Consider the following 26,997-nt stretch of genomic DNA (forward strand, 5'->3'; position numbering starts at 1 on the left):
AATAAAATAAAGCGTCGTATCGAGATTCTTCATGCGCACAAAAATAAAAAATCCGTTTCGTTCGAAGCGGACTTTTTAAACGATAAGAGCTCTTCTAGAATTATCCCAAAAAGAGATTCATGGTAAAAGCAAGTCGGTTCGCCTTGTAGGTCACATCGTAGCTGTACCTGAACTCAAGCCCCAAGCCAAACACCGAGTTCATCTTGTACCTCACATAGGTACCTCCACCAAACTCGATAAAGCCGTAGTAATAGGGCTCGGCAAAGTCCGACTTCTCTTTTTTCCAGAAGCAATCCGTATCATCGTCCCAGCAACTATACGGTTCCGAATCGTCATTCTTATAGGGCACCCAGACATCGCCACCCCCCGCCATGTAGAGAGCCTCGCTCCGGGAGGCAAACTGGAACAATCCCACAGACAGATTGGGAGTCGGCGAAATCTGTTCCATTACGCTTATGCCGCCCCGAAACGCTTCTGGTTTACCATCACAAACAGCAATAAGCCTCCAGTCTGTCCACCCCATGATACCGAAATGGTCAAAGGCAGCCCCTAAAGAGATGTAGGGATTAAGGAACTGAAATCCAAAACCAAGGCCTAGATGATTCTTGAAGTGAAGGATCGATAAGCCAAAATCGAACGGCGATTCCTGTTCAACGACATCTTCCCAAACACTAGTGCTGTGTTCGTTTTCCGTAGCCTGTAACGCTGAATCAGACGTGGATGCCGTATATTTCGTAAACGAAACATCGAAGATAAAGCCGCCCATACTGTCGCGGTTCTGGTAGGCCGACATAAAGGCCCCCGCCGATGGCGGCCGCATCGAGCACCCCGCCAACAAAGCGAGAGAGACGCCCAACAACAAAATTATCAATCGATTAAACTTCACACCCTAAATATAAATACAAACAAAAGAAAAAGTCTGCTTCGTGAGAAGCAGACTCAATTTCTCAATTTGAATTAGAACTTAAATTCTAATTCAAATTAACCAAGCGTCACGACGACCTTGTGCACACCCTTCGTAAAGATCGGGGCCACATCGGCGTCAATCTTCTTGCCGTCCACGATCATCTCGGCGACACCCTTGCACACGTGCTTCGGGTTCTTCACTTCGATTTCGTAGGTAGCGCCGCGGAACTTACGAGTCACCTTGAAGCCATCCCAAGAGCTCGGGATGCAGGGATTCACGATGAGGCCCTTGAAGCTTGCGCGGACACCGATGATGAACTGCGTTGCAGCCTGGTAGGTCCAGGAGCTAGTACCGGAGAGCCATGCGTTACGGCCCATACCGAACTGCTTGTGTTCGTCACCGAGGATGTTCTGCGGATAGCAATACGGTTCAGATTCGAACTCGTCGAGCTTGGTGTTCTTGGCAGCCGGGTTAATTTGGCTGTAATACTGGAAGGCCTTGTCGCCACGGCCGAGAATCGTTTCGGCAATCATCACCCACGGGTTGGTGTGGAGGAAGATACCGCCGTTTTCCTTGGCTCCAGGAGGATAGGTAGAAATGCCACCCACGTTCGGGTCGAAGCCGCGGTAGCCCGGAGTAGAGCTCTTCACGCCGTTGGCGGTGTTGAGGAGCTTGTTCAGGCTATCCATGCCCATCACGGCACGGTCGCCAGTAGCAATGCCAGAAATCACAGACCAGGACTGGCTATTGCAGTAAATCTTGCCGTACTTGGCCTTGTTGGTGCCGTAGGCGTTGCCCTGCTTGTCGAACCAGCGGACCCACCACTTGCCGTCCCAAGCGCTGTCATTGAAGGCCTTCTTCACGTCTTCGTACCAGCCCTTGTACATTTCGACAGACTTGGTGTCGCCGAGAGCTTCGCAGATGTCCATCATTTCAAGGAGAGCCTTAGCATACAGGCCCGTGTTGAAGGAGGATTCTGCACCAAGCGGGAGGTTCATGCAGTCGTTCCAGTCGGCAAAGCCGAGGAGCGGAAGGCCGTGCTTACCGAGGTGAGTACGGGTAAAGTTGAGAGAACGCTTGAGGTGTTCGAGCACGGTGCCCTTTTCACGCTGAGCGCGCTTCTTGCCGGCTTCGTAGAACGGAACTTCCTTCTTGAGGAGGTCCATCTTGCCGGTTTCCTTGAGGTAGTTGGCAATAGTGAGAACGATCCACAGGTGGTCGTCACCATACCAGTCAGCGTAAGCCGGGTTGCCGTTTTCGTCGAGCACACCCTTCTTTTCGCGGGAGTCACCGGCGTTAGCTTCGTTGCCGTTGTCTTCAGCAAGGGCGAGCGGAGCGTACTGGTGCATGGCGTTACCTTCCGGACGCTGCACAGAGAGCAGGTTCAAGGCGAGTTCCAATGCTTCTTCCGGCATGTGGCTCATCACGCCCATAAGGTCCTGGCTGGAGTCACGGTAACCGATACCGCGGCTGGTGCCGTAGCCCAGCTGATACAGGGACAGGTAGCGGCTCCAGTTCTTGGTGGTGTGGCACTGACGCGGGTTGTGCACGTTCACCATGGAGTTGAACGCTGCATCCGGAGTCTGCACCTGGATCGTAGAGAGGTACTTTTCCCAGAACTTGGCGAGTTCGTCGAAAGCCTTGTCAACGTTCTTCAAGTCGCGGTACTTGGCGATAGCCTTGGAGGCAACCTTCAGGCTCTGTTCCTGACCGAGCTGGGTGCAGGTGCGGAAGGTCTTGCCGGCGGCAATCTTGCCAGCGTGGATCATGAGAGCGGCAATGTTGTCGCCACGATCGCATTCGCTGTTGGAAAGTTCTTTGTTGGCGAGGCTGAGCGGAGCGGCCCAGGAACCCATTTCGTTTGCACCGAGGAACACGCGGCGGTCACCATCGAAGCTACCGACCTTGCAGTTTGCAGTCACATAGTTCACGGCGAAGTCACGCTTCATGTAAGCGTACTGTTCGAGCACCACGTGGCCGTCCTTTTCCCAGTGGCCCTTGAGGGTCATGGTCTGCGGAACCCAGTCGGCGTTGGTGAGCTGCTTTTCAGCTTCGAAGTGGCTGAATTCATAAACCGGGATAATGTCCACTTCCTTGGAAGCCTTGTCGAGGTTCGTGACCTGGATGTCCTGAAGGAGAGTGTTGGAGCCGGTCGGAACGAAAATCGTCACCTGCGTACGGAGGCCTTCGCATTCGGCGATCCAGCGCATGTAAGAAAGACCCACGTGGCATTCCCACTTCTTCATCTTGGTAAGAGTCGGAACCACGAACGGAGAGAACACGGTGTAACCCTTGGCGTTCTTCACGCGGATATAGATGGTGCTGGCCTTAAAGTCAGAGCAAGGCATCTGGGCGATGTACTTGGTGATACGGTTCAGGGCCGGGTCGCCCTTGCAAACGAGGGTACCGCCAGTAGTATCGACGATACCACCAAAGTTCAAAGTACCAACGTAGTTGCACCACTTGATCGGGGTTGCCGGCGTGGTAAGCACGTATTCTTTCTTGGCGTCGTCAAAGTAGCCGTACTTTGCAGCAGTCTTAGCTGCAACCTTCTTGGCCTTCGGGGCGCTCTTCTTGGTCTGTTTTGTAGCCATTGTTTCTCCGTAAGAGGGGTTGTTAAAATTTAACGAGCGTAAATATAGAAAAAACTAGTCTTTCTTATTCACAAAATCGCGATTTCCAAAGTTGATGTAGAAATATCCATCCAGTTTCTTGTTGCGTACGGGATCACGCAGAATACCGATTGCGGCACGCACGTACTTGAGTTCCACCAAAATATGGTCGCGGCTCATGCAGTTGAGGAACGGACCTTCGGCAAAAAGGGTTGGGCGCGGTTCTTCGGCAATCATCTGTTCCAAGCGTTCCACTTCTTTAACCAATCGACGTTCATGCACTTCGAGAGTACGAATGAGTTCCTTCTGTTCTGCACCGAAAAGGAAGGCAAAACCGAGCGTTCTCGGGTCATCGTTAAAGCCGGTCAAATGCTTTAGCACTTCCTTGCGCAAAGTTTCTCGACCTTTTTCGGTAATCGAGAAAACCACACGTTCAGGGCGGTTACCATCGCGTTCGCTACGGCCAGCGATATCACCATGCTTTTCGAGTGTCGCAAGCCTGTTGTAAACGGTCGACGTGCTGAGGTTTGCCCAGCGGTCCAGTTCGCGATTACGAACTTCGGTAATGATGTCGTAACCACTGCGTTCCCTTTCCAGGATAAGCCCCAGAAGTACCAAGTCATAACGATTCATATATACCCTTCTTCTAATTTCAGAAAAATCCATTAAGGTTCACTTATTGGACTATTCCAACTTGGAATATAACTAAAAATTGAAAGCTTGGGGCAATAATTTTTCAAATAACGAAAAAAATCCCCGCCACCACGAATGGTAGCAGGGATTTTAAAGTTCCTTAAAGAAACTTATTATGCGTTGCGCTCTTCGAGCGCAGGCATATCGGCTCGGAAATGGGAACAAACGAGTTTGTTCCCGCTTCACTCGCCTTATTATGCCTTGTTGAGGCGATCCTGGATCATGTCGATGATGTCGGAGAGTTCCTTCGGGAGGTGCTTGCCGAACTTCGGATAGTGATTTTCCTTAACGTCGGCGAGTTCCTTCTTCCAGCCTTCCACATCAACCTTGAGGATTTCCGGGAGGGTTTCCTTGTAGTAGTCAGCGAGACCGTCGGTGTTGAGGGTCTTCGGCATGTAACCGATAGCGGTTTCAACAACGTTGGAGTTATCGCCGTTGCAACGGTCGAAGATCCAAGCGAGCACGCGGCTGTTGTCGCCGTAACCCGGCCACATGAAGCCACCCGGAAGCTTTTCGTTGTTGGCATCCTTACGGAACCAGTTAACGTAGAAGATCTTCGGGAGCTTGTCTTCGGTAGACTTCTTACCGATTTCGATCCAGTGCTTGAAGTAGTCACCCATGTTGTAGCCGCAGAACGGGAGGATTGCGAACGGGTCGCGACGGATCTTACCGACCTGAGAGGCGTCAATCGTAGAGGCGGCCGTGATTTCGGAACCCACGATGGAGCCGAGGAACACGCCGTGGTTCCAGCTGAGGGACTGGTGAACCAGAGGAATGGTGGACGGACGACGGCCACCGAAGAGGATAGCGTCGATAGGCACGCCAGCAGGATCTTCCCATTCCTTGGCGATGCAGGGGCACTGCTTGGCCGGAGCGGTGAAGCGAGCGTTCGGGTGAGCCATTTCTTCGCCCTTAGGAGCCTTGTCCTTCGGGAGAGCGTCACGGGTCTTGCCCTTCCAGTCAACGAGCTTGCCCTTGGCCGGGTAGCCGATGCCTTCCCACCAGATGTCGCCGTCTTCAGTGAGGGCGCAGTTGGTGTAAATGGTGTTCTTTTCTGCAGAGATAAGAGCGTTCTTGTTGGATTCTGCAGAAGTACCCGGGGCAACGCCGAAGAAGCCAGCTTCCGGGTTGATAGCATAGAGACGGCCATCCTTGCCAAACTTCATCCATGCAATGTCGTCACCGATGGTTTCGACCTTCCAGCCCGGGATAGTCGGGATGAGCATGGCGAGGTTCGTCTTACCGCAAGCAGACGGGAATGCGCCAGTCACGTACTTGACTTCGCCCTTCGGGTTGGTGAGCTTGAGGATGAGCATGTGTTCAGCGAGCCAGCCTTCGTCGCGAGCGAGAACGGTAGCGATACGGAGAGCGAAGCACTTCTTACCGAGAAGAGCGTTTCCACCGTAGCCCGAACCGTAGGACCAAATGAGGCGTTCTTCGGGGAACTGAGTGATGTACTTGTATTCAACGTCAGCGCAGGGCCAGATGCCGTTGTCGCTTTCGCATTCGCGGAGCGGCTTACCAACGGAGTGGAGGCACGGAACGAATTCAGCGTTCACGTCTGCATTGAAGATGTCGAGAACCTTCTTACCGGCGCGAGTCATGATGTCCATGTTGAGAACAACGTATTCGGAGTCCGTGACTTCGATACCGTTCTTGGAAATCGGGGAGCCGAGCGGGCCCATGCAGAACGGAATCACGTACATGGTACGGCCGTGCATACAACCCTTATAGAGCTTACGCATCGTCTGCTTGAGTTCAGACGGGTCGATCCAGTGGTTGGTCGGACCTGCATCTTCTTCCTTCACAGAGGAAATGAAGGTACGGGATTCGACGCGGGCCACGTCAGACGGGAGAGAACGGAACAGGTAGCAGTTTTCCTTCTTGGCGAGCTTCGTGGCGAGGCCGGCCTTGACGCACTTCTGCATAAGGGCATCGTATTCTTCCTTGGAGCCGTCAACGACAACGACGTTGTCCGGTTCGCACATGGCAATCATTTCATTCACCCAAGTACTGATCTTCGGGTGCTTGATATCGTTAAGGGTAAGACTCATTATGAGCTCCTGTTTGGTTTAACGTTAAGTTTCGATAATTTCGAACGCGGTAAAATTTACAAAAAACAATGCCCAAATTGCAGGGGCATTGGCAATTTTTTGAACTAAATCACCCCATCCATCCGCCACACGCAGTCCGCCCTATACAGACAAGTGCAAAAAAATTTCGATTTTTTTTGTAAAAATCTTTTCATTTAGCCTAAAATTACATAAATTAGGCTTGTATACACGAAAAGGGCGTTATAGCCCTCATTATAAGGTTATTGCTATATGAGTTGGTCTTATTCTAGAGAACACCAGAAAAACATCCTTTGCATGATCATGGCCGGCGGTCAAGGCAGCCGTTTACAGCCCCTCACCCGCGACCGCGCGAAGCCTGCCGTCCATTTTGGCGGAACCTACCGCATTATCGACTTTGTGCTGAACAACTTTATCAACTCCGGCATCTTTAAAATCAAGGTCTTGACCCAGTTCAAGAGCGATTCCTTGAACAAGCACATTTCTGCCGCCTGGAATTTGAACGCCAGTTTGGACCAATATGTGGACTTGGTGCCTGCGCAGATGCGCACCGGTGATGACTGGTACAAGGGTACTGCCGACGCCATTTTCCAGAATATCAACCTGATTACCGACGAACGCCCGGACCTCGTGGCCATTTTCGGTGGCGACCATATTTACAAGATGGACATCAACCAGATGATTGATTTCCACCTGAGCCGCGCCGCCCTTTTGACCATTGCGGCCATTCCGGTGCCGGTTTCCGAAGCATCTGAATTCGGTATTATCGAAGTGGACGCCGACAACCGCATGATCGGTTTTGAAGAAAAGCCCAAGAACCCCAAAGAAATGCCCGGCAACCCCGGCTACTGCCTTGCGAGCATGGGCAACTACATCTTTACGAGCAAGTTCCTGGTGCGTGAACTTTTGAAGGGTGCCGAAAACGGCGCTACCGACTTCGGCAAGCACATCATTCCGAGCCTGTACAAGGACTACCCCGTTTACGTGTACGACTTCAACACCAATATCGTGCGCGGCGAACAAGCTTCTACCAAGGGTTACTGGCGCGACGTGGGAACGCTCGACGCCTTCTTTGAAGCGAACATGGATCTCTGCTCCGAAAACCCGCCGTTTGACCTTTACAACAACTACTGGCCGATCCGTACTTTCAATTGGAACCAGCCTCCTGCAAGATTCTTCGCTGGCGACGGCAACGCCCACCAGGGTGCAGCTATCGACTCCATCGTGTCTTCGGGCTGTATCATTGGCGGCGGTACGGTGGTCAAGAGCATTCTCTCCCCCGGCGTTTCTATCCAGAAAGACGCCCTTGTCGAAGAATCGATCCTCTTCCCGAACGTGACGATTGGCCCTGGCGCCAAGGTGCGCCGTGCCATCATCGAGAAAGGCCTGCATATTCCGGCCGGCTTCCAGATTGGTTACGACCTTGAACGCGACAAGAAGCTCTTCCACGTGACCGAATCCGGAATCGTGGTTCTTGCGAAGGATACCATCATCAAGGCATAAAGCCTTTCCAACCTATTAAAAAAGCCCCGACAGAAGTCGGGGCTTTTCCATATCCAATCAGGCGATTCAGTTAATCAACGATGACGCTAGATTCATCCCAATCGCCATATTCGCCCCAATCCACAGAATCTTCGTCAAGTTCCCAGGAGCCATCCTTGCAAACCACGGGAAGGCCCATTACAATACTCGTTGCACCTTCCTGGCTGCACTTCAGCATCTCTTCGGAAGACGACTCGTCCATGGTCCATTCACCTTCGTCGCAAGTCAATGTCATGGCAATGCCGGCAATGACAGTGTCCTTCGTAGAGCCTTCCACACTGCACAACAGGGCTTGTTCCATGGCGTCTTCATCGGCATCCCACATGCCATTTTTGCAAATCATGGGAACATCCATGCCAAAAATAACGTCATTCTTTTTTTCGCCCTCAATAGAACAGGACTGACCATAACTACCCATGACATCTACAGTCGTATTCGGATTAGGATTCGTCTCAGAAGGTGTTACAGAATCACTGTCGCCGCCTTCAGGGTCTTCATCGACAGACTTAGGATCATTGCTGTATATGACACCCGGAACATCTTCTTCCTTATTCTGGCCATCGTACTTGCTCGGATATTCAACTTCTTCGTCAGCATCATCGAAGCCGCCACTGGTTATATCCTTACACATGGACTCGGCATTCTTTTTGAGATATTCAATCGTAACACCATCGGCATCGTCCTTGACGGTAATGGTGTTTCCACTACACGTCACTTCTGCGCCCCGATTGTCCATCTTTGTAATATAACATTCTTCATCGACATCTTCTTGAGGCATTCCCTTCATGGTCGTAGTCTTAATCGTGAAATCGCCATCAATCACGACCTTCTGGATATAGGATTCACCTTGAAAGCTAGAAGTCATCGTTACAGAATTCGCATCGGAAGTCACGTTACAAGTTGGCATACCGCCATTAGCATTGCTCGAAGAGTCGCCGCAAGCCATAAGTCCAAATGCAGCAGTCAGGGAAAGGGCTAAGCCCATTTTTTTCATATTCATCATTGTCTCCTTGTATGTTTCACGAGAAAGATATCTTTTTATTATAAAAAAACAACAGTTTTTCAAAAAAAAATTTACCCAAGCATAAAATATGTGTTTATTCACAAAAAAAAGCCCCGACATAGTCGAGGCTTTTTAGGTATTTTGGGAGAGAAAACTACTTTAAGCCAGGAGTTTCTTCAGGAATTTGGCCTGCACCACCAAAGTTGCCGCCACCGAAATCTCCGAAGTTTCCGCCGCCGAAGTCGCCCATGCCACCGCCGGGCATCGTAAAGCTGGAATCACCAAAGTTCATGCCGCCCGGGAATCCACCGGTGCTGTCGCCACCGAACATTCCACCGAAGTCGGGCATCTGCATTTCCCACTGACCATCCTTGCAGATATAGGTCATGTCCATGCTAAAGGCGTCACCCATTCCCATGGATTCAGTCTTCGTGGCACCTTCTTCGTCGCACTTGTTGGCTGCAGCAGTCGCTGTGGAATCATATACCCACTGACCGTCCGTGCAAACTAACACGGCAGCACCCATCATATTCTGGGTAGCGCCTTCTTCGTCACACTTCATCATGTCGGCGAAAGCCGTGGAATCAAAAGTAAAGCCCGTAGTATCGAAATCGAACGAACCTGGGCCAACATTGGCAGATGTATCTACCGGGGCATCCGTATTGGGTTCTTCGTTTGCGGGTTCCTCGCTTGCAGAACTTGCTGCCGGAGGTTCATCTGTCTTGCCTTCAGAGCCTTCTTTTGCAGGGTCTGTCGATTCTTTTGTAGAACTCTCTACACTTGAAGAACTTGCAGGGGCTTCATCTCCACCGGCATTAGATTCACTCGAAAGAGACGGCTGATCTTCACCGCCTGCAGGTGTTTCGGAACTAGCCGATGAGGAATCGTCGCAAGCCATGAAAGTGAACATGGATGCAGCAACTACTGCAAAGCCCAACTTTTTTAGATTCATATTGTCACTCCTTGAAAAAGATATCTTCAATATAAGCATTTCTTACTCAGAAATACGCTGTTTAAACAATTTTAAACAATATTTCGAACAGTCTTGAAATAATTTTTACACACTTATAAAAACATTGCATTCTTCGCTTTTTCGCACAAAACAGCCCAAAATTTCTAAATTTGTGCCCATGAGTGAAGAAAACCTGAGCCAAGCGCCGTGTAACGAAATGTCCCAAAAATTGCAAGAAATTGCCAAGGCCCCCAAATACCGTGGCGCCATTTTCCAGATTGAAGCCGACGAAAAAGGCCTCGCCCTGGTCGATGTCAAAGAGGCTAGCCTTAAAGTTTATTTGATGATTGACCCGGAATGTGACAAGATTCTGGAAACGAGATTCTTTACTTATGGCGGCCCGATTTTCACCGCCCTTGCAGACACCTTCTGCAAAAAGATCCAGATGGCAACCATCGACGAAGCCTGCGCAATTACCGCCGAAAGTCTGGAACTCGAGCTCCGCGACACTCCGGACGTGCCCGCTATTGCAGGTACCGCTCCTGAAATCAAGCAGATGAACACGCTGATCAAGCGCGTTTACGACGTGTATCCCGAAAAGAAAGCCACCGCCATTCTGGTGCGTGAAAAGATGGAACGCATCAAGTACCGCACGCAAACCGCCGAAGGCCGCGCCGAAGCGGACGCCGAATGGAATGCCCTCACCAAGGTTCAGAAGATTGAAAAAATCGAAGCCTGGCTGCACCAGTCCGTACGCGGCATGCTCCAGGGCGACGGCGGCGACGTTGAAATTCTCGACTTGACCGAAGATAACCGCCTGAAAATCCGCTACCAGGGCGCATGTGCCGGTTGCGGTTCTGCCATGGGCGGAACGCTCTTCTACATTGAAGACGAACTGAAGAACAATGTTTATTACAACCTGATTGTGGAACCCGAGGACCCGCTCGACAACATCCAGCAGAACGAAATGTCCGATGCGGACCGAAATTTGGCCGGTTTAGACGATAACAATCCGCCCCCCAGCCTTTTCTAAATTTTATATTAAAGTTTGAAAACAACAAAGGAAACCTTATGTCCGAAGAACTCGTTTTGAAATTCGTAGACCCGAAGCCGATGCGCTACGGTGAAAATTCCCACCAGTCCGCTGTATTCTACCGCGACCCGACTTGCACCGAAGCAAGCCTCGCTACCGCAAAGCAGCTCTGGGGTAAGGAACTTTCTTACAACAACATCGTAGACGCAGACGCCGCCCTCGAAATGGCCCGCGAATTTAGCGAAACCAACGCCGTCGTGATCGTGAAGCACATGAACCCGTGCGGACTTGCTACCGGTGAAAGCCTCCGTGAAGCCATGGAAGCCGCTTGGGCAGGTGACCCGGTGTCGGCGTTCGGTTCCGTGATTGCCGTGACCCGCAAGGTAGACCTCAAGACTGCTGAATTCTTGAAGGGCCGCTTTGTAGAAATCTTGCTCGCTCCGGCATTCGACGACGACGCTCTCGAATTCCTGAAGAACAAGTCCAAGGACATTCGCCTGTTGGAAGTCGGCGAAATCAAGAAGGCTACCCACTGCAAGGTGTACAAGCACGTGATTGGCGGCATGCTCGTTCAGGACCGCGACGTGGACACCTACGAAAAGTTTGAATGCGTGACGAAGGCCCAGTTCCCGAAGAACAAGGAAGACCTCGCCCGCTTTACTTGGCTCGTGACCAAGCACACCAAGAGTAACGCCATCGTGATGGGCTACGAATACAAGCCCGGCTACTTCCAGGTGATGGGTCTTGGCCCCGGCCAGCCGAACCGCATTGACTCTAACCTCCGTCTATGCCAGCCGCGCGTGCGCGACAACGTCGCCCGCATGGAAGAGGCCAAGCCCTTCTTTGATGAAAACGGCAAGTGCATTAATGAAGCCGGCCTCAAGGCTTTGGAAAAGAAGGTCTTCGGCGAAGTCGTGATGGGTTCCGACGCATTCTTCCCGTTCCCGGACAACGTCGAAGCCGCCCACGATGCTGGCGTGCGCTACATTGTGCAGCCGGGTGGTTCCAAGAAGGACGACCTCTCTATCGAGAAGTGCGACGAATTCGGCATTGCCATGGTGTTCACCGGCATGAGGCACTTCCGCCACTAAGGGTCGCCTATGGTTCCGACTTCTCAGAAGGAAATCAATCAGCGGGAAAAGGACCTGTATTACACGGTCCTTTCCTTCCTGAAAAAGATTCGCAAGGCCGGCAAGACTACCGCGAAAGAGTGGGACGAATACCGTTCCGCTATCAAGAGTGTTGCCATGACCGCCGATATGGGGAAGGCCGCTGACCTGTGGACCATGGACAACTTGGACCAGTTCAGTCCCGACAAAAGCCAGCTCCCGCCGCTCAACGACATGGAATACGTGGCACGCGTGTCACCGGAATTCTTGTCGCAGCTCATGGAAGCCCTGTATTACGGCATGCTAAATCCGACCCAGGCGAACATGATTTCCGACGAGATCCAGGACGCAGACCCCGAGTACGTGACTTCGGCCTCGCTCGAGGAACTGCTCGTAAAGCTCTGGATCGGGAATGCCAAAAGCTACCGCAAGATGATAGCGAACTAATGAATGAACGCGTACGTGTAATTGGTGGCGGCCTCGCTGGCTGCGAAGCGGCTTTGCAACTGGCTAGTCGCGGTTTTAAGGTGGACTTGTACGAAATGCGCCCGGTGCGGCAGACCCCTGCCCACAAGGACGGTCATTTGGCACAATTAGTTTGTTCCAACAGCTTCAAGGCGTTGGGCATTACATCTGCTCATGGTCTCTTGAAGCAGGAACTCACGATGCTCGGGAGCTTTTTGCTGGATTCGGCCCGCGAAGCGGCCGTGCCCGCAGGCGACTCGCTCACCGTAAACCGCGATATTTTCAGCGAATCGGTCGAAAAGAAGATTGCTGAGTCGCCCAACATCACGTTACACCGCGAAGAAGTCACAAGCCTCGAAGGCGACTGCCCTACTTTGGTGGCCGCAGGACCTTTGGCAAGCGATGCGCTCGCCGATGACATTTTCAAGCGCCTGGGTAGCAACCGCCTGCACTTCTTTGACGCCATCGCTCCGGTCGTCGAAACCGACAGTATCGACTTTGACCACGCCTTTTACCGCAACCGTTGGGAAAAGGGCGAAACAGCAGACTTTATCAACTGCCCGCTGGACAAGGAAACCTACACCGAATTTGTGCGCAAGCTCTGCGAAGCCGAAAGCACCGAGCCACGTCCGTTCGAAAAGAACGAACTGTTCGAAGGTTGCTTGCCGGTGGAAGAAATGGCCCGCCGCGGTTTTGAAACGCTCCGTCACGGCCCCATGCGCCCGATTGGCCTGGGTCTCGGCAACAACGGAAAATTGTGGTACGCGGTCATCCAGCTCCGCGCCGAAAACAAGCAAAAGACCTTGTTCAATATGGTGGGTTTCCAGACGCGCCTCAAGTGGGGCACGCAAAAGGAAATCTTCACCATGGTGCCGGCACTCCGCAATGCGAAATTTGCACGCCTCGGCTGCATGCACCGCAACACCTTCATTGAATCGCCCAAATTCCTGGACAAGACGCTCCGCCTGCGTCCGGACCTTGAATGCGCCAAGAACATTCCGCCTACATGGTTTGCGGGCCAGATTACGGGTTCCGAAGGCTACACTGAAGCGGTCGCTACCGGCTGGTACGCCGCCTGGAACATGGCACAGACGATTCTACACGGACATGCCGACCCGCTACCGGACGAAAGCTGCATCGGTTCGCTCATGAACCGCCTGGTGGAAGAAAACGAAGACTTCCAGCCCATGAATTTCAACTTCGGGCTGCTCCCCCACCACGAAGGCCTCAAGAAAAAGAATAAAAAAGAGATTCTTGCGGCTCGCGCCGAAGAATCTGTTCGAAAGTGGATTGCCGATAGGAAGATGGTGTAGAAGGGCTTCACCTTCGGTGAAGCTAATCTGGCTACCTTAGATACACAAAGGGCCCCCCAGAAGGGAGGCCTTTTGTGTATCAGGGTAGCCAGATTCGTTCTCACCGCTACTCGGCTTTGCCGAGCGGCGCGAACCCTACGGGCTACGCCTATAGGCGTAGCGCAAAATTCGCCTTACGCACTCTCGCTGTTCGTGCATAGGCTAATTTTGTGCCGCAAAGCTCACTTCGTTTCGTATTTTGCCCTCTTTTTCTCTGAAAAAAGGTATATTAAAAGAAATCAAACAAATCCAACAAAACAAAAATACGTTTAAAATGAAAAAAATTCACCGTAAAAGCCATCTCGCTAAAATAGCTCTGTTTTTTTCATTTACAGTATACCTTTCCAGTTGTGCTTATCAGGTATCTGCACTTCACGCTTATAATGGGCCTCGGAAACAAGAATCCAATAAATGCACAGTATCAAGAACAGCTCTTCCGACAAAATTCAACTCCACAATTGATGAATTCAACGAATTTATTCTAGGAGACAGTCATGTTGAAACTAAAGGCAACTACGAAAATGAAGAAGCTGCTTACGACTGTATGACTATCGGAGCTAAAAGTGTTCTTATTTTAGATCGTGGAGTCGTCTCCTCAAGTACAACCTATGTTCCCGGTTCAACAACAACCAATTACAATCCCTACACGAACCAATTTACATCACAAACTTCATCCGGATATTACGTTTCATCTAATACATCTGCATACGTAGTTGTTTTTTTCGACAAAGATCTTCCTAATTCAGGAGAAACTATTACAAAAGAAGATTATACGTCATGGAAAAGAAGAAATGTAATTACCTCATGTGATGGCTGTAAGTAGTCTAATATAGCGAAAATAACAAAGGCACCCTTTGTAAGGGTGCCTTTGTTATATCGGGGTAACCAGATTCGAACTGATGACATTCTGCTCCCAAAGCAGACGCTCTACCAGGCTGAGCTACACCCCGAGTGCGACAAATATAATAAAATATTCTGCCTTTTGGAAATAAATTTAATGAAAAACATGGTCCTTACGGACCGGGGTAACCAGATTGCCAAAATGTTCACTTCGTTTCACATTTTGCCCTTCGGGCTTACTTGAACTTCGTTCAAGATAAGGCCTAGAATCGTCATGTTCGCTTCGCTCTCGACGATTCTAGTCGAACTGACGACATTCTGCTCCCAAAGCAGACGCTCTACCAGGCTGAGCTACACCCCGAGTGCGACAAATATAATAAAATAACGCTCACTTGAGGGGCCTTTTTAAAAGAAAAACCGATTCTAGAAAATCTAGAACCGGTTTCCTGAGCTACGAAGGGCTCGAACCTTCGACCCACGCCTTAAAAGGGCGTTGCTCTACCAACTGAGCTAGTAGCCCGAACGCACCCAAATATATTAAACGTTTCGCCTTTTGTAAAGGCGGAATCCCTATTTAATCGTAAAATTTCACGCTTTTTTGCGGATTTTTCCGCTCTCACGGCAACAATATTTGTAAATTTCAATCATGAATTTGAAGCACTTTTTGACAACGGTCTCGGCACTACTAGCAATCCCCGTAGCAAGCCATGCCTACTTTACTCAAGGCGATGCCGGACAAGAAGTGTTTTCGTTTATCAATACCTTTGATAGCCCGCGTAACGCAGCTCTCGAAAAGTCGGCAGGTGCAAGCAATTCGACCGACCCGACGATTGTACAACTTAACCCGGCAGCAGTCATTTTGCCCGAAGGCAAGAACCACATTGCATCGGTTCACTGGCAAACTGGCGACATGGCCGACAACCAGGGTAGCATCAGCTATACCGGGCATTACAACAAGTACATTTTCCAGGTCTCGTACAACTGGCTTTCTTACGGCACAATCGAAGGCTACAACGAATATGGTGATGCCACGGGTAACGACTACGAACCGTTCAGCCAGCTGGCTACGGCATCGGTCGCCTTCCCCATGAAGCATATCCGCTTCGGTGCAACGATTAAATTCGCTGCAGACAAGCTCACGGACGACGCCGGAGACCGCACGGCCTTGGGTGCCGCTTTTGACTGGGGTCTCACCTGGCAGTCCGAAAGCAAGCGCTACGGTTTAGCCATTATGGCACGTGACTTCGGTTGCCTGTTGCGCGACTATGTAGACGACGGCGAAGATGATTTCTACCCGATGTCGCAGACGTTTGCCATTGCCGGCTACTTTAGGCCCAAGGTTCTCCCCCGCCTCACGGTTTTTGTTGACAATGATTTTCCGCGTTATCAAGAAGCCTTCTTAAGCTTGGGTGGCGAATACGCACTCGGCCAGCATCTTTTTGTTCGCGCCGGTTTTCAGCGCACTTGGCTTGACTTGATCCGCGACGCCAAGGAACTCATGGCGTCAGAAGACCGCCCCGACGAAACGAACAACGCCCACATGTTGAGCGCGGGCCTGGGCTATGCGATGGACTTGCTCGCCCTCGATTACAGTTTCTCGTACCTTGCCCAAGGCATGGGTCATGAACACAGGCTTGGCGTGCGAGTGAATTTCTAATTCAGGCTTGCAATGCGGCAGTTTGACGTTATTGTTCTCGAAGAAAACTCCCCGCAATTCGACAAATGGATTCCCCCTTTTGAAGATCCGGCCCTCGGCTGGTTACACGACTGTGACTGGAACCGCCCGTTGCAAAGCATCGATGCGGAATGGGTCGTCATTACGCAGCCCGCAGTTAAAATTGACCGAGACTTTCTGAACAACCTGGCCGAAGTCACCGAAGGTTTCCCGATGGTGGACGCTTTTGCGCCGCGCCTGAAGTGTGACGGAAAATTCCATGGCGGGCTGTTGCTTGCCGGAAGCAAGGGATTCTCCCCCATTTCTGAAAACGAGAAGATGCGATTTGTTGCGGCCCCAAATCCGATGATTGCGGTGTTTTCGAGCCGCATTATCCAGCGCACCGGGTTATTCGATTTGGACCTGCCGCCCGAATACAGGTTGCTGGATTACGCTCTCCGTATGGCACACGCCGGCGGGAAGATGTTCAACGTTCCGTACCTGGTAGCCTCATTGAACGAAGGCGACTACGCCAGACTTTTAACAGGGCGATTCTTGCACGAAAATCAAGCGGTCGCTCCGCTGTGGGAAATCTATTACAAGAGCCTCCCCGTTGGTCTGCTATCCGCCTTCACGTTCCGCCATCTGACCATGGCTCCAAAATTCTTGGGATTCGATAAAGGCAAGAAACGCCGTCAATTCAAGCGCGACAAAGCAACATCGCTCTCAAAACTAACCGCGGATTATCTCAAAGAAATTTCGGTTTAGAAGAACACCCAGACAGCGAGCCAGAAGACCATCAGGCAAAATTCCATTTCCTTGGAAATTTTAGAAAGGAACGTGCTGCAAAGCGTCATGCTCAAAAGCGCGAGGATTCTGGTCCAGGCGATGTCGATGCCACGGTAATAAAGGGCAATGCCGCCAAAGAGTTCAATCCAGCACCAAAGCGATTGCGCAAGCACCAAGTAACGCCTACGATAAAGCGGAAGCGAGGTGGTCGAAAGACAGAGGCACAGGGCGAGCATACGGAACGGATAATGTTCCAAAGTCGGGTCTATGGTTTCGCCGGCAAAACAAGTGAACACGCCGAACAGAACCAAGAAGCCTGCTAGCAAGCCACCATTGCGATATGGAGACGATCCCTTACGCCACAAGAACGAGGCACAGCCGAGGGCAATCAGGCAAGAAAGCGAATTGGCAAGAGGTGTCATTATTCACCCTCCTTTGCCGATTCGGGAGCGGATTTTTCGGCTAGCGTCCGCATGTAATTCACGAGGCCCAAAGCTTCACTCGGAGTCAAGCGACCCACGTAGGGGTTCATGTTGCCGCGGCCGTTCAAAATCACCTTGACCAAGGAATCTGCGCCAAGGCTATCGAGACGCAGGATATCCAGCTTTTGCGGCACCGGGTAGAATTCGCGGACGAATTTTTCATTGAAGCGACCATCGGTCCCGTGGCATGTGGCACAACGGGCATTCCAAATGAACCTGGAATCTTGGCTATGATTCAGGGAGGCCACCGTCAAAGAGGTAAGCGAAACATTCGACTTTTGAGAAGCGCCGCCGGCAAAGAATGTTCCAAGGCAGGCTGCCGCCAGAACGAACAAAATCACGCACAGCGTTTTTTCGCGGCGAGTCAAAACGAAAGTCTGTTCAACGAGATAAGCACGAACGCACAGGGTAACCGCCGTCACGACGGCTATAATCGGGTACAAGAGCGGAATCACGTTGGCAATTGAAAGGTCAACATTTGCAAACACGCTTTGGCCCCACACCCACACAGAGAAGAGAATGGCCGCAGCAAAGCCCACCAGCAAGGGGAAACGCAGAATGTGGTATTCTTCAGAAGACCAAGGCTGCATGTAAAAGCCTTTTTTGAGTTTTTCGATACCGCGCACGCCCGTGAAGTTTTCTTTTTCAAATTCCTCTTGTTCGGCTTCGGCCAAATCGGTGCCATCGACTTCGCCAAAATAGGAGCCCGCCCCCTCCATGTTGCGGTTTAGGTAACGGCGAAAGCCGAAGAACAGCAGCATGAAACCGCCTACCGAGAAGGTAACAAGGCCCAAGTCAATCCGGCCAAAGGTTGCCGCGGCCTGCCCTGCCGAGGGCGAAACAAGATAATAGCGTTCCAGGAATAAGCCAATAAGAATCGAGACCGAGAAGAATATTCGGCCGACGCGATGTTCGCGAATAATCGCCACCATTCGAAGTTGCGGAAGGACTCCGGCAAAGATAAATGCCGATGTACAGAAATAGCCTTTAATGATGAGGTCCCAAATCCAGATAGCGCAAAGGATCCAGGTGCATATAAGCTGCAGGCGTTCCAAGAGACGCACGCGGTAGCCTTCGGCGCAAATCAAGAGGTTCACAAGCGCAAGGCCCGAAAGAATCGCTCCCGCGATAAAGTAAACCGGGAAGAACGCGCCGCGCCACTCCGGCACGAACGTGGTTGCAAAATCAAGGCTCACCACCGTATGCACCCAGAGCACCAGCGGGAACAAGAGCCACGCCATCGGCTTGCGGTAACGTTCCAGCAGCGGGTTCTCGCGGGATTTTAAATGTACGCCAAAGAACAAGAGCGACAGAAGCGCATATACAGCAATGCAGCAGAAGTCCCAAACCAAGGGCGAGCGCACATTGGCAAAATTGCCGCGGGCATCGAGGAAGGGGGCCACCATGTAAAAGTTATCGATGACGCCCAAATGCATAAGCGGAAAAATTGCCGCAAACACGAGACTCACGAGCGTCGAAAGCTCTGCAATTAAAGCCGTGCGGCGGTCAAGCTTGATATCGAGCGCGAGGAAAATCGCCGACAGGAGCGTGCCGGCATGGGCAAGGCCAATCCAGAACACAAACAGGCTAATGGGCGTTCCCCAGAAGGTATGGGAATCCACCATCCAAGCCGAAGGTCCCTGATAAATCGAGTACCCCAGAGCATAAAGCCCCGGCAAAAACAGCGTTAGCCCCAAAATCATCAGGTAGCGAAACATTAGCGCATCCCCCGCATAAATACCACAGATGGGTCAAGGTTCGCCAGTTCGCGGGGCGCGTAAAGAACACGGTTCTTGGTCTGCTTTACCAGCGGCGACTTTTCATCGAGCCAGTTGCCAAAGATGATTGCATTCTTGGGGCAGGCTTCGGCGCAAGCAGTTTTGACGCCGCGACCGCGCCATTCTTCGGCGGTTACGCCAACGGTAAGCGACGTCTTGAATTTAAGGCGATCGTTCTGCAGGCGGTGCAGGCAAAGGCTGCATTTTTCCATGACGCCCTTGTCGCGAAGCGGGACTTCGTGATTGAACTGTCGGGCAAGCCCTAGCTTTTGGGCGTCGTTAAAATTGAACTTTCTAGCCTGAACGGGGCAATTTGCGCCACAGAAACGGCTACCCGTACAACGCTTGTACATCATGGCGCTCAAGCCATCGGGCGTGTGGTTTGCGGCCCCCGTCGGGCATACTCGTTCGCACGGGGCATTCCCGCAGTGCGCACACATGAAGGGGGCGCTGCCGCGCATGTCGACCCAGTGCATAAAACGCCCGCGGGCAGCATCTTCATCGGGAACCAGCGGCACGTTGTTTTCGAGGTTGCAGGCCAGAATGCACTTGCCGCAACCGTCGCAGGCATCCAGATCTATCGCCATGCCGAAACGGTTGAGGGTCGAGGCTCCCGGAATCTTGAGTGCACCCGGAGTCGGGATTTTCACGAGGTCGAGGGATTTTTTCGCCTGCGACAGGGCAAGCTTGACTTCGTCTTCAAAACGTTTGAGGCTTGGCAAATCGCCGGCGAGTTCTTCGAGCGGAATCTTGCGGCAGCCAAACAGCAGCCCCATTACCGCTACCAGAGAACAACTCTTGATGAATTCGCGACGATCCATACCCATAAGATACCTTCACGAATCAGCGGTGGCAAGCGGCGCAGTACGTGGCCGCCGGCTTAAAGCCTTTTTCTTTGAAAGTTTCGCCCCTGTGGCACTTGAGGCAACTTTGCATATTGAACAATTCTGCGCCGTAGCGGTTCTGCATGTAGCCCCTACCATGACAATCGGCGCAAGCGACGCCTGCGGCGGCATGCACGCCATGGTGAAACACCACATGATCCGGCAAATGGCGCTTGTGGGACCACGGGCGGTCATCAGCTTTTGCAAGCATAGAATCCAGCGTCTCGATTCCCGGATTTTCGGTCAGCGGGAGCCTGTGGCAGTCCATGCAGTCAGCTTTCGCGGGCATAAAGGCATTCGCCGAGGCGCGCGAGCCCGTATGGCAGGCGGCACAGTCCAAACCGATTGAATCGCCGTGCAACGCATGGTCAAAAGGAATCGCACCCACGGCACGTTCAGGAACGCGCGACTCCCCCATCAAGAAATCCGCCAAGAAAAAAGAGAATACGACAACAAAACAAAGTGCAACCCACTTCATTTTGGCCTTCCTGGGTCATCGGGATTCTTGAGAATGTACAAGAGCCACGCCGTCATCATTTTCGCCTGCTCTTCGGTAAGCGGAGTGATTTCCATGGCGGGCCATTCTTCGGGATGCTGCGGAGTCGGATGCATCAGGTAACGCACCATGCCTTCCGGATTTTCAGCATAATTTGCCACATTGTCGCGCATCGGGGGTGCTGCAAACTTGCGTGCCCAACGGTGGCAACCGCGGCATTCGTTTTCAAAATATTCGTGAGCTTGTGTTTTGAGTTCAGGCGTAACCGGCGGAAGCACAAAAGCCTCCACCGCAAATAAAGCACATACCGCCACAAAAACGAAGACTACCACCCGGAGTTTCAAAACACCATCCTTTTGAATACAAGATTCGTCTTAAATATAAACATTTTTTTTCAAATATATTCCTATTTTTAGGTTCAGGAGACACAAATGAAAAATTTCTTATTCTGCCTAATGCTTTTGGCGGGTTTTGCCGCAGCGAATACGTGCACCGAAGCAATTTTTATACTCAGCAAAGGAAGCTTGGACATTACCCAAGACAAAGCATATCACGACTCCTCGTATTTTGTAGAGAACTACACCCATAAAAACGAATGGTCTCACAAAATATATTACACTAACGGGAAAATTGACAGTTTAGTTATGGACCCGATGAAAGATAGTGCATCAATTCATACTTCGTATTACTACTGGAATTTAGACGAACGTGCACTCAAAGGAAATACATCCGAAACCATCATAACTCAAGAATCATCAGGGGATACCATTATATTTACTGAAAAACAGTATTCCAAAGGTTCTTTAGAAGGCACCTGTATAACGAAGAAGATTCATTCATACATATCTTCTTACACTTATGAATACGACTCTTTTGAAGAAATATTTTTTTCTAACGACACTTTATACGACAAACGAATTTTTGATTATAACACAACTGCTCCTAGACACGAAATCACATTCACCGTTGGGGATTCGTCAAACGACTTTAAGTGCTATGAATACGAAACGCGTGATGGAAAAACTAATCTTCGCGAAACGATAGAATACATCAAAACAGATAACGGATATGAGCTTAAATATCTAGAAGAATCTTCTGCCGGATACTATTTGAGAGAATTCTTCTTTGTAAATTCCAACGCCACTACTGCCATCCGCAAGCAACGTCCGGCGGTAAAGATTTCGCCGAAAGCTAGGTACTTCGATTTGCTTGGTAGGTATAAGTATACTCGATAAAGGAGATGCCCGCTTGCGCGGGCATGACAGATTATAGAATGGGCATTATTGAAATTATCATTATCGCGGTTGTAGAGGCAATGGACTGCTTCGCCGTCGCAATTGCCACGGGGCTTTCTAAAAAAGGAATCAAGTACAGCCGCGCCATGCTCCAAGCGGTGAGCTTCGGAGTTTTCCAGGGCGGCATGACGCTGCTCGGGTACTTTCTCGGGAGTTTTGCCGAGCGATGGTTCAACACCGTCGGCACGCCTATCGCCTGCACCATCCTTTGCATTCTGGGCGGACGCATGATCTGGGGCGCCGTTCGTGGTGACGCAGGCGAAGAAGAAGGCGAACAGATTGCCGCAAAGAACCTGACGATTGCAAACATCTTGCTGCTTTCGGTCGCGACAAGTATTGACGCCTTTGCCGTAGGGATTTCGTTTGCATTCTTGAACGCGAACATGATTCTTGCCACCAGCGCCATTGCACTTGCAAGCTTTATCATGGGCGTTCTCGGGTATGAAATCGGCCGTCACGCCGCCAAACGCTTCAAAACAAAGATTCCTGAAATCGTCGCAGGCATTATCCTTATCGGCATCGGCGTGAAAATGCTATTCTAGTCCGCAAGGATACTGCTTAAGCCACTTGATAATATCTTCCCTGGAATGTTGCTCTGAACAGATTTCAGGGTAAACTTTCGGGGCGAGTTCTTCGGGATCGAATCCGTATTTGAACACGACCCACACCGTGGTTCCAAAGCCCGCGCCAATGGCAAGGCTTACAGGCACGCTACCCGTGGTAAGCATACCGCCCAGGAATCCAAGGGAACCTTCAAGGACAGAGGTCCAGAAAATGCTTTTGGGTTCCATTTGCTGGCAATAATCCAAGGAATCCACGGGCACCTGGTAAATCAATTTTCCATAATCCTGCCGCAGCCAGACCGCATTTGCGCTTTCGTCGTAGCAAATTCCCTTGCTAGTGACGGCGACAACCGATTCGGTCGGATGGTAAATAATGGACATCGTCTGAGAGCTGTCGGCAAGGCGGAACCAGTTACGTTTGATTGTATGAAGCGAATCGATGTTTTCTTTTTTCGTTTCCAAACTATCGGCAGACTTCGTTTTCATGCTATCGACAGAGACGGTCTTCACTTTTTTCATCTTTTCGATATTGTTATCGGCAGCCCCTCTCATTATATCGTTTCCGCCGATACTCATGACCGAAGACAATCCCCAGAAATCCAAGGTGACCGCAAAACGGTTCCGGTTTTCAGTCCAATCGCGGCCATAGCGAAATTCTAGAGCCAAATTGCCCATACGTTTAAAACTATGCGAAACATAAAATCCGCCACCGACTTCAGTATAGAACTTGGAGCGGGGCGAAGGCAGCCCCTTCCCAAAACAAACGCCTTCACAAGGTTCTTCATCTACATAAAAATATTCACGTCCGTTTCTGGACAAGTGTTCCGTAAAGCCGATTTTCCAACGGTCATTTAAAGGAATTTGTTCTATCAGCATTCCGCCGCCGGAATAAGAAGCAAAAGACGATTTATCGTCTTCGGGTTCATCGGTAGAAACTACCGCCAAGCCAAAAATATTGCTCCAGCCCGTCAGGCCAAAATACGGAGAGACAATGCCGCCCTGCAAAAAAGGAGTCAAGGACTGAACGCCCCAACCAAAGGTAAAGTACCCCCCATTGATATAGCTCAACAAGGTCAAATCACCCCACCATTCTGCATGGCTCCAGTGGCCGAGTTCCGTACTTTCGTGGTAGCCATTATCCAGGTTACCGAAATACTGCGAATAAGAAATATTTCGAACAGCCTTGTCTTGCTTATAGCTTGCCATATAGGCGGCAGCCGGAGGCGGGCGCATAATGGAACTGCAACCCCCAAGAATCGCGGCCATTGTCACGAGCAAGACAAGAATCACCCTATGTTTCATAGTATTCATCATATCATAAAGCTCATCACAAAGGACCAAAACGTTGCCGGATTATCACCGGTTTTAATGCCGACTTCAAAAGACATCAAAACAGCCGTATGCGACTTGAAATCGGCCTCCGCTAACAGAGGCAAATTCGTATAGCTTACAAAGTCTACACCGTAGTAAAGCACCCACTTATCAAGTTGGTATCCATTTCGGAATTCAGGCGAAGATGGGCGACCAGCAGAATAGTCATAAGAAGTGTAATAGTCTTTGCCAGGATTAAGGATATGGCAATCGCGAATTCCACCATGTGCCCCAAAAGCCAGGCCATGATTGTTCATGAAAGCCATCGCACCGCCGCCCAAATTTGCAGAACCAAAGAACTTGTTCTCTGTAATATCGGAATCCACCTCGTCATCTGCATCGTGACCATAGTAACGTCCGAAACTGAATTGATAAGCAGCCGCCAAATAGATTGGCCCAAACCACTGCACGATCATAGGCGAAAGGCCACCCTCAAGCCACATTCCATAATGCAAATTCAAGAATATTCCGCCACCAAAATCGTGACCATTCCAATCATAGGCTCCGTCAATATTTTTCGTTTTGGGCCATGTCAAATCAAAAAGGCTCACTTCTGCACGAAAAACGGAGGCTTCTACATCTTTTCTTTCAGGCCCACTTTCTTCAACTGTGACGTCACGCCTAATTTCGCAGGAATCGCAAAAAGCAAACGTCGTTGCCAAAGAAATAATGCGCGATGTTCCTGGAGCAATTTGCTTTGCCACAACTGCATGGGGAACAAAATTGGGAGCCATTACCACGTAATCGTCGGCAAAGGCATACGCCATCAAGAAAAGCAACAAAAAGCGGGTCCACAGACGCATAATTTGTTCAAAATATAATAATAAAAGCCTAGGGAGGGGTGTAGGGCCAACCTAGATTGGCTATTTTTTGTAATTTTTATCACAATTAAAAATGAATTTTTTGTCTAGTAGATAGAAAAGATGGACCAAAAAGATATTGACCGCACCCGGTATTTTGAGCTCAAGAAACAGCTAGAAGAAGCGAGCCGCCTTTACTACAAGGAAGGCGTCTCCCCCATGAGTGACCAAGATTTTGACTTTGGCCTCAAGGAGATGGAAGCGCTCGAAGCGAAGTATCCGGAACTTCGCGGCAATGCATCGCTCACACAGCGGGTCGGCAGCGACTTGACCAACGACTTTGCAAAGGTCGCGCACGCTGTGCCCATGCTCAGTATCGCGAACGTGTACAGCGCCGAAGAAATGGCGGAGTTCGTGAAGGCCGCGGAAGAAGGGATAAGGGAGATTCCCGACCAAGTCGGGGATGACAAGAAGGCAAAATGGATCTGCGAGCGGAAAATCGACGGCGTGAGTCTTTCGATTGTCTACGAGAACGGGCGCCTAAAACAGGCGGCTACCCGCGGCGACGGCGCTCAGGGCGACGACGTGACATTGAACGCACTCACGATTGCAGACATTCCCGAAACCTTGGACGCAAAGAAGTTGAAAATTGACCCCAGCGAAATTCCGCAGGGCACATTCGAAGTCCGCGGCGAAGTCTACATGGAACGCGAGGCCTTCGAACGCTTGAACGAGCAGTTCATCTTGGAAGGCAAGAAGATTTTCCAGAACCCGCGCAATACGGTTTCGGGTTCGCTCAAGCTCAAGAGCGTGGCCGAATGCAAGACGCGTCCGATGCGTTTCTTTGCCTACCACATTCCGCAGAGCGACAACAAGACGCACGAAGAAAACCTTCTGCAGCTAAAGCGCCTCGGGTTCCACACGAACGACTACTGGACTGCCGACACTACCGACGAAATCATGAAGATTTCGGAAGACATCGGCGCGAGCCGCGACAGCCTCCCCTTCGAAATCGACGGCATGGTCGTGAAGTTGAACGACCTTGCCATGCAGCGCGCCCTCGGCACCACGAGCAAGAGCCCGCGCTGGGCCATCGCCTATAAGTTTAAGGCCGAGCGCGCTTACACGCCGCTCCTTTCCGTAGAATTTCAGGTGGGGCGCACCGGGGCCGTAACGCCGGTCGCGAACCTTGCCCCCGTGCGCCTCGCCGGAACCACCGTCAAGCGTGCCACCCTCCACAACTTTGACGAAGTCGCCCGACTGGACCTCCACTTCGGCGACACCGTCGGCGTCGAGAAGGGCGGCGAAATCATTCCGAAAATCACCGATGTCAAAAAGGAACTCCGCCCGGCGGGGGCCGTCCCTGTGACCGCCCCCGACAAATGCCCGGTTTGCGGCGAGCCGCTCACCCACATCGATAACGAAGTCATTCTCCGCTGCGAAAACATGCACTGTGCAGCGCAGGTGCAATGCCTGTTCGAACATTTCGTGAGCCGCGAGGCCATGAACATCGAAAACCTCGGCCCCGCCCTTATCGCAAGCCTGATTGCCTCGGGCAAAATCAAACGCATTCCGGACCTGTACCGCCTTACACTCGAAGACCTCGAATCGCAGGAACGCATGGCCAAGAAGAGCGCCAAAAACGTCTTCGACGCTATTGCCGCCTCTAAGGAGCGCAGCCTCGAAAATCTGCTGCACGGTCTCGGCATTAGGTTCGTGGGCCGCACCAGTGCCCGAAACCTCGCCAAGCACTTCCGCACGCTCGAAGCGATCCGTACCGCCACCGTCGAGGACTTGCAAAACGTAAACGACGTCGGCGAACGCATCGGAAAATCCGTCTACGACTTTTTCCACACCGAGCGCTACACGCAAGAAATCGATGAACTGGTAGCCCTCGGCTGCCCCACCGAATTCAAGGGCGTCGTCAAGACGCTTTTCCAGGGGCAGACCGCCGTCATTACCGGCACGCTCCCAACCATGGACCGTGATGAAGCCCGCAAGCTCATCGAAGAAAACGGCGGTAAGGTATCAGGCTCCGTCAGCAAGAAAACCAGCTGGGTTTTGGCCGGTGAAGCAGCCGGAAGCAAGCTCACGAAGGCAAATGAACTCGGCATTCCCGTACACGATGAAGCCTGGCTTCTAGCCCAAATCGCCGCCAGTGCTGACGAAACGCTTACAGAATCCGCAAATAATGCGGAAAACGGATTGCTTCGCTCCGCACGCAATGACGTTCAAAACGCAAGTGAAGCGGTCCAGACAAGTCTATTCTAGCCACATTTTCTATATATATGGCGTAAAAAACAAA

General features: G+C 51.2%; 24 protein-coding genes and 2 tRNA genes. 11 read left to right on the forward strand and 15 right to left on the reverse strand.

Annotation, left to right across the window (positions count from 1 at the left end):
• Positions 1-100: 100 nt before the first annotated feature.
• The 4 genes from QZN53_RS04425 to QZN53_RS04440 form a co-directional block, all read right to left on the reverse strand.
• Complete coding sequence (locus tag QZN53_RS04425) at positions 101-820, reverse strand: hypothetical protein (protein ID WP_294651867.1); 720 nt, start codon at positions 818-820, stop codon at positions 101-103.
• Positions 821-981: 161 nt separating this feature from the next.
• Positions 982-3,501, reverse strand: coding sequence for a glycosyl transferase (locus QZN53_RS04430; protein WP_163437702.1), 2,520 nt, complete (start codon positions 3,499-3,501; stop codon positions 982-984).
• 54 nt (positions 3,502-3,555) lie between these two features.
• The gene (locus tag QZN53_RS04435) at positions 3,556-4,152 is read right to left on the reverse strand and encodes a PadR family transcriptional regulator (RefSeq protein ID WP_163437703.1); all 597 of its coding nucleotides are present in this window, start codon (positions 4,150-4,152) and stop codon (positions 3,556-3,558) included.
• Between the two features lie 254 nt (positions 4,153-4,406).
• Entirely contained in the window at positions 4,407-6,266 is a 1,860-nt protein-coding gene (locus tag QZN53_RS04440; protein WP_072797739.1) for a phosphoenolpyruvate carboxykinase (GTP), read from the reverse strand.
• Positions 6,267-6,536: 270 nt separating this feature from the next.
• On the opposite strand from QZN53_RS04440, the gene glgC reads away from it, so the two are divergent.
• Positions 6,537-7,787, forward strand: coding sequence for a glucose-1-phosphate adenylyltransferase (gene glgC, locus QZN53_RS04445; RefSeq protein WP_072797738.1), 1,251 nt, complete (start codon positions 6,537-6,539; stop codon positions 7,785-7,787).
• A gap of 70 nt (positions 7,788-7,857) precedes the next feature.
• Here glgC and QZN53_RS04450 read toward each other — a convergent pair whose 3' ends face one another.
• Positions 7,858-8,826: a hypothetical protein gene (locus tag QZN53_RS04450; RefSeq protein ID WP_163437704.1), complete on the reverse strand. Its 969-nt coding sequence runs from the start codon at positions 8,824-8,826 to the stop codon at positions 7,858-7,860.
• Positions 8,827-8,983: 157 nt separating this feature from the next.
• Entirely contained in the window at positions 8,984-9,781 is a 798-nt protein-coding gene (locus QZN53_RS04455) for a hypothetical protein (protein WP_163437705.1), read from the reverse strand.
• Between the two features lie 178 nt (positions 9,782-9,959).
• Between QZN53_RS04455 and QZN53_RS04460 the strand changes: the two genes are divergently transcribed.
• The 5 genes from QZN53_RS04460 to QZN53_RS04480 all read left to right on the forward strand — a co-directional run bounded on the left by QZN53_RS04460 (position 9,960) and on the right by QZN53_RS04480 (position 14,563).
• Entirely contained in the window at positions 9,960-10,814 is an 855-nt protein-coding gene (locus QZN53_RS04460) for a NifU family protein (RefSeq protein WP_294651871.1), read from the forward strand.
• A gap of 5 nt (positions 10,815-10,819) precedes the next feature.
• Positions 10,820-11,905 carry an IMP cyclohydrolase gene (locus tag QZN53_RS04465; protein WP_367269175.1) on the forward strand — a complete coding sequence of 362 codons (1,086 nt, stop codon included), beginning with the start codon at positions 10,820-10,822 and terminating at the stop codon, positions 11,903-11,905.
• A gap of 9 nt (positions 11,906-11,914) precedes the next feature.
• Positions 11,915-12,370: a hypothetical protein gene (locus QZN53_RS04470; protein WP_073322735.1), complete on the forward strand. Its 456-nt coding sequence runs from the start codon at positions 11,915-11,917 to the stop codon at positions 12,368-12,370.
• Positions 12,370-13,701 carry a methylenetetrahydrofolate--tRNA-(uracil(54)-C(5))-methyltransferase (FADH(2)-oxidizing) TrmFO gene (gene trmFO / locus QZN53_RS04475; protein WP_163437707.1) on the forward strand — a complete coding sequence of 444 codons (1,332 nt, stop codon included), beginning with the start codon at positions 12,370-12,372 and terminating at the stop codon, positions 13,699-13,701. The genes QZN53_RS04470 and trmFO overlap by 1 nt, the downstream gene beginning before the upstream one ends.
• Positions 13,702-14,014: 313 nt before the next feature.
• On the forward strand, positions 14,015-14,563 hold the full coding sequence (locus QZN53_RS04480; protein ID WP_163437708.1) for a hypothetical protein: 549 nt from the start codon (positions 14,015-14,017) through the stop codon (positions 14,561-14,563).
• Positions 14,564-14,616: 53 nt separating this feature from the next.
• Here the strand turns inward: QZN53_RS04480 and QZN53_RS04485 are convergent.
• Positions 14,617-14,690, reverse strand: a tRNA-Pro gene (locus QZN53_RS04485).
• A 337-nt stretch (positions 14,691-15,027) separates the two neighbouring features.
• Positions 15,028-15,100 (reverse strand) — tRNA-Lys (locus tag QZN53_RS04490).
• Positions 15,101-15,226: 126 nt separating this feature from the next.
• Between QZN53_RS04490 and QZN53_RS04495 the strand changes: the two genes are divergently transcribed.
• Positions 15,227-16,237 (forward strand): hypothetical protein, encoded by a 1,011-nt coding sequence (locus QZN53_RS04495; RefSeq protein WP_163437709.1) that lies wholly within the window; start codon positions 15,227-15,229, stop codon positions 16,235-16,237.
• Between the two features lie 12 nt (positions 16,238-16,249).
• Positions 16,250-17,002, forward strand: a complete 753-nt coding sequence (locus QZN53_RS04500; protein ID WP_163437710.1) for a hypothetical protein — start codon at positions 16,250-16,252, stop codon at positions 17,000-17,002.
• Here the strand turns inward: QZN53_RS04500 and QZN53_RS04505 are convergent.
• The 5 genes from QZN53_RS04505 to QZN53_RS04525 are packed head-to-tail and all read right to left on the reverse strand — an operon-like array spanning position 16,999 to position 20,941.
• On the reverse strand, positions 16,999-17,445 hold the full coding sequence (locus QZN53_RS04505; RefSeq protein WP_163437711.1) for a hypothetical protein: 447 nt from the start codon (positions 17,443-17,445) through the stop codon (positions 16,999-17,001). The genes QZN53_RS04500 and QZN53_RS04505 overlap by 4 nt on opposite strands.
• A complete protein-coding gene (nrfD, locus tag QZN53_RS04510) occupies positions 17,445-19,223 on the reverse strand; it encodes an NrfD/PsrC family molybdoenzyme membrane anchor subunit (protein WP_163437712.1) in 1,779 nt (592 codons plus the stop codon). Before nrfD ends, QZN53_RS04505 begins: the two co-directional genes overlap by 1 nt.
• Entirely contained in the window at positions 19,223-20,104 is an 882-nt protein-coding gene (locus QZN53_RS04515; RefSeq protein WP_163437713.1) for a 4Fe-4S dicluster domain-containing protein, read from the reverse strand. Before QZN53_RS04515 ends, nrfD begins: the two co-directional genes overlap by 1 nt.
• A 22-nt stretch (positions 20,105-20,126) precedes the next feature.
• Positions 20,127-20,645, reverse strand: coding sequence for a cytochrome c3 family protein (locus QZN53_RS04520; RefSeq protein WP_163437714.1), 519 nt, complete (start codon positions 20,643-20,645; stop codon positions 20,127-20,129).
• Positions 20,642-20,941 carry a c-type cytochrome gene (locus tag QZN53_RS04525; RefSeq protein WP_143149656.1) on the reverse strand — a complete coding sequence of 100 codons (300 nt, stop codon included), beginning with the start codon at positions 20,939-20,941 and terminating at the stop codon, positions 20,642-20,644. Before QZN53_RS04525 ends, QZN53_RS04520 begins: the two co-directional genes overlap by 4 nt.
• Before the next feature lie 153 nt (positions 20,942-21,094).
• On the opposite strand from QZN53_RS04525, the gene QZN53_RS04530 reads away from it, so the two are divergent.
• Positions 21,095-21,898 carry a hypothetical protein gene (locus QZN53_RS04530; protein ID WP_163437715.1) on the forward strand — a complete coding sequence of 268 codons (804 nt, stop codon included), beginning with the start codon at positions 21,095-21,097 and terminating at the stop codon, positions 21,896-21,898.
• Positions 21,899-21,921: 23 nt separating this feature from the next.
• On the forward strand, positions 21,922-22,500 hold the full coding sequence (locus tag QZN53_RS04535) for a manganese efflux pump MntP family protein (RefSeq protein WP_294651878.1): 579 nt from the start codon (positions 21,922-21,924) through the stop codon (positions 22,498-22,500).
• On the opposite strand, the gene QZN53_RS04540 is transcribed toward QZN53_RS04535, so the two are convergent.
• Entirely contained in the window at positions 22,492-23,835 is a 1,344-nt protein-coding gene (locus QZN53_RS04540; RefSeq protein ID WP_163437716.1) for a hypothetical protein, read from the reverse strand. The two genes, QZN53_RS04535 and QZN53_RS04540, sit on opposite strands and share 9 nt — an antisense overlap.
• Positions 23,832-24,695 (reverse strand): hypothetical protein, encoded by an 864-nt coding sequence (locus tag QZN53_RS04545; RefSeq protein ID WP_163437717.1) that lies wholly within the window; start codon positions 24,693-24,695, stop codon positions 23,832-23,834. The genes QZN53_RS04540 and QZN53_RS04545 overlap by 4 nt, the downstream gene beginning before the upstream one ends.
• A 120-nt stretch (positions 24,696-24,815) precedes the next feature.
• Here QZN53_RS04545 and ligA point away from each other — a divergent pair, with 120 nt between their 5' ends.
• The gene (gene ligA / locus QZN53_RS04550) at positions 24,816-26,963 is read left to right on the forward strand and encodes an NAD-dependent DNA ligase LigA (protein ID WP_294651881.1); all 2,148 of its coding nucleotides are present in this window, start codon (positions 24,816-24,818) and stop codon (positions 26,961-26,963) included.
• Positions 26,964-26,997 lie beyond the last annotated feature (34 nt).

Source organism: uncultured Fibrobacter sp., assembly GCF_900316465.1.
GTDB lineage: Bacteria > Fibrobacterota > Fibrobacteria > Fibrobacterales > Fibrobacteraceae > Fibrobacter.

What these genes read in the sequence shown, in the direction of transcription:
- QZN53_RS04425 (WP_294651867.1), bottom strand. Translation starts at nt 820, where the DNA reads ATGCGGCCGCCATCGGCGGGGGCCTTTATGTCGGCCTACCAGAACCGC.
- QZN53_RS04430 (WP_163437702.1), bottom strand. Translation starts at nt 3,501, where the DNA reads ATGGCTACAAAACAGACCAAGAAGAGCGCCCCGAAGGCCAAGAAGGTT.
- QZN53_RS04435 (WP_163437703.1), bottom strand. Translation starts at nt 4,152, where the DNA reads ATGAATCGTTATGACTTGGTACTTCTGGGGCTTATCCTGGAAAGGGAA.
- QZN53_RS04440 (WP_072797739.1), bottom strand. Translation starts at nt 6,266, where the DNA reads ATGAGTCTTACCCTTAACGATATCAAGCACCCGAAGATCAGTACTTGG.
- glgC (WP_072797738.1), top strand. Translation starts at nt 6,537, where the DNA reads ATGAGTTGGTCTTATTCTAGAGAACACCAGAAAAACATCCTTTGCATG.
- QZN53_RS04450 (WP_163437704.1), bottom strand. Translation starts at nt 8,826, where the DNA reads ATGAATATGAAAAAAATGGGCTTAGCCCTTTCCCTGACTGCTGCATTT.
- QZN53_RS04455 (WP_163437705.1), bottom strand. Translation starts at nt 9,781, where the DNA reads ATGAATCTAAAAAAGTTGGGCTTTGCAGTAGTTGCTGCATCCATGTTC.
- QZN53_RS04460 (WP_294651871.1), top strand. Translation starts at nt 9,960, where the DNA reads ATGAGTGAAGAAAACCTGAGCCAAGCGCCGTGTAACGAAATGTCCCAA.
- QZN53_RS04470 (WP_073322735.1), top strand. Translation starts at nt 11,915, where the DNA reads ATGGTTCCGACTTCTCAGAAGGAAATCAATCAGCGGGAAAAGGACCTG.
- trmFO (WP_163437707.1), top strand. Translation starts at nt 12,370, where the DNA reads ATGAATGAACGCGTACGTGTAATTGGTGGCGGCCTCGCTGGCTGCGAA.
- QZN53_RS04480 (WP_163437708.1), top strand. Translation starts at nt 14,015, where the DNA reads ATGAAAAAAATTCACCGTAAAAGCCATCTCGCTAAAATAGCTCTGTTT.
- QZN53_RS04495 (WP_163437709.1), top strand. Translation starts at nt 15,227, where the DNA reads ATGAATTTGAAGCACTTTTTGACAACGGTCTCGGCACTACTAGCAATC.
- QZN53_RS04500 (WP_163437710.1), top strand. Translation starts at nt 16,250, where the DNA reads ATGCGGCAGTTTGACGTTATTGTTCTCGAAGAAAACTCCCCGCAATTC.
- QZN53_RS04505 (WP_163437711.1), bottom strand. Translation starts at nt 17,445, where the DNA reads ATGACACCTCTTGCCAATTCGCTTTCTTGCCTGATTGCCCTCGGCTGT.
- nrfD (WP_163437712.1), bottom strand. Translation starts at nt 19,223, where the DNA reads ATGTTTCGCTACCTGATGATTTTGGGGCTAACGCTGTTTTTGCCGGGG.
- QZN53_RS04515 (WP_163437713.1), bottom strand. Translation starts at nt 20,104, where the DNA reads ATGGATCGTCGCGAATTCATCAAGAGTTGTTCTCTGGTAGCGGTAATG.
- QZN53_RS04520 (WP_163437714.1), bottom strand. Translation starts at nt 20,645, where the DNA reads ATGAAGTGGGTTGCACTTTGTTTTGTTGTCGTATTCTCTTTTTTCTTG.
- QZN53_RS04530 (WP_163437715.1), top strand. Translation starts at nt 21,095, where the DNA reads ATGAAAAATTTCTTATTCTGCCTAATGCTTTTGGCGGGTTTTGCCGCA.
- QZN53_RS04535 (WP_294651878.1), top strand. Translation starts at nt 21,922, where the DNA reads ATGACAGATTATAGAATGGGCATTATTGAAATTATCATTATCGCGGTT.
- QZN53_RS04540 (WP_163437716.1), bottom strand. Translation starts at nt 23,835, where the DNA reads ATGATGAATACTATGAAACATAGGGTGATTCTTGTCTTGCTCGTGACA.
- QZN53_RS04545 (WP_163437717.1), bottom strand. Translation starts at nt 24,695, where the DNA reads ATGCGTCTGTGGACCCGCTTTTTGTTGCTTTTCTTGATGGCGTATGCC.
- ligA (WP_294651881.1), top strand. Translation starts at nt 24,816, where the DNA reads ATGGACCAAAAAGATATTGACCGCACCCGGTATTTTGAGCTCAAGAAA.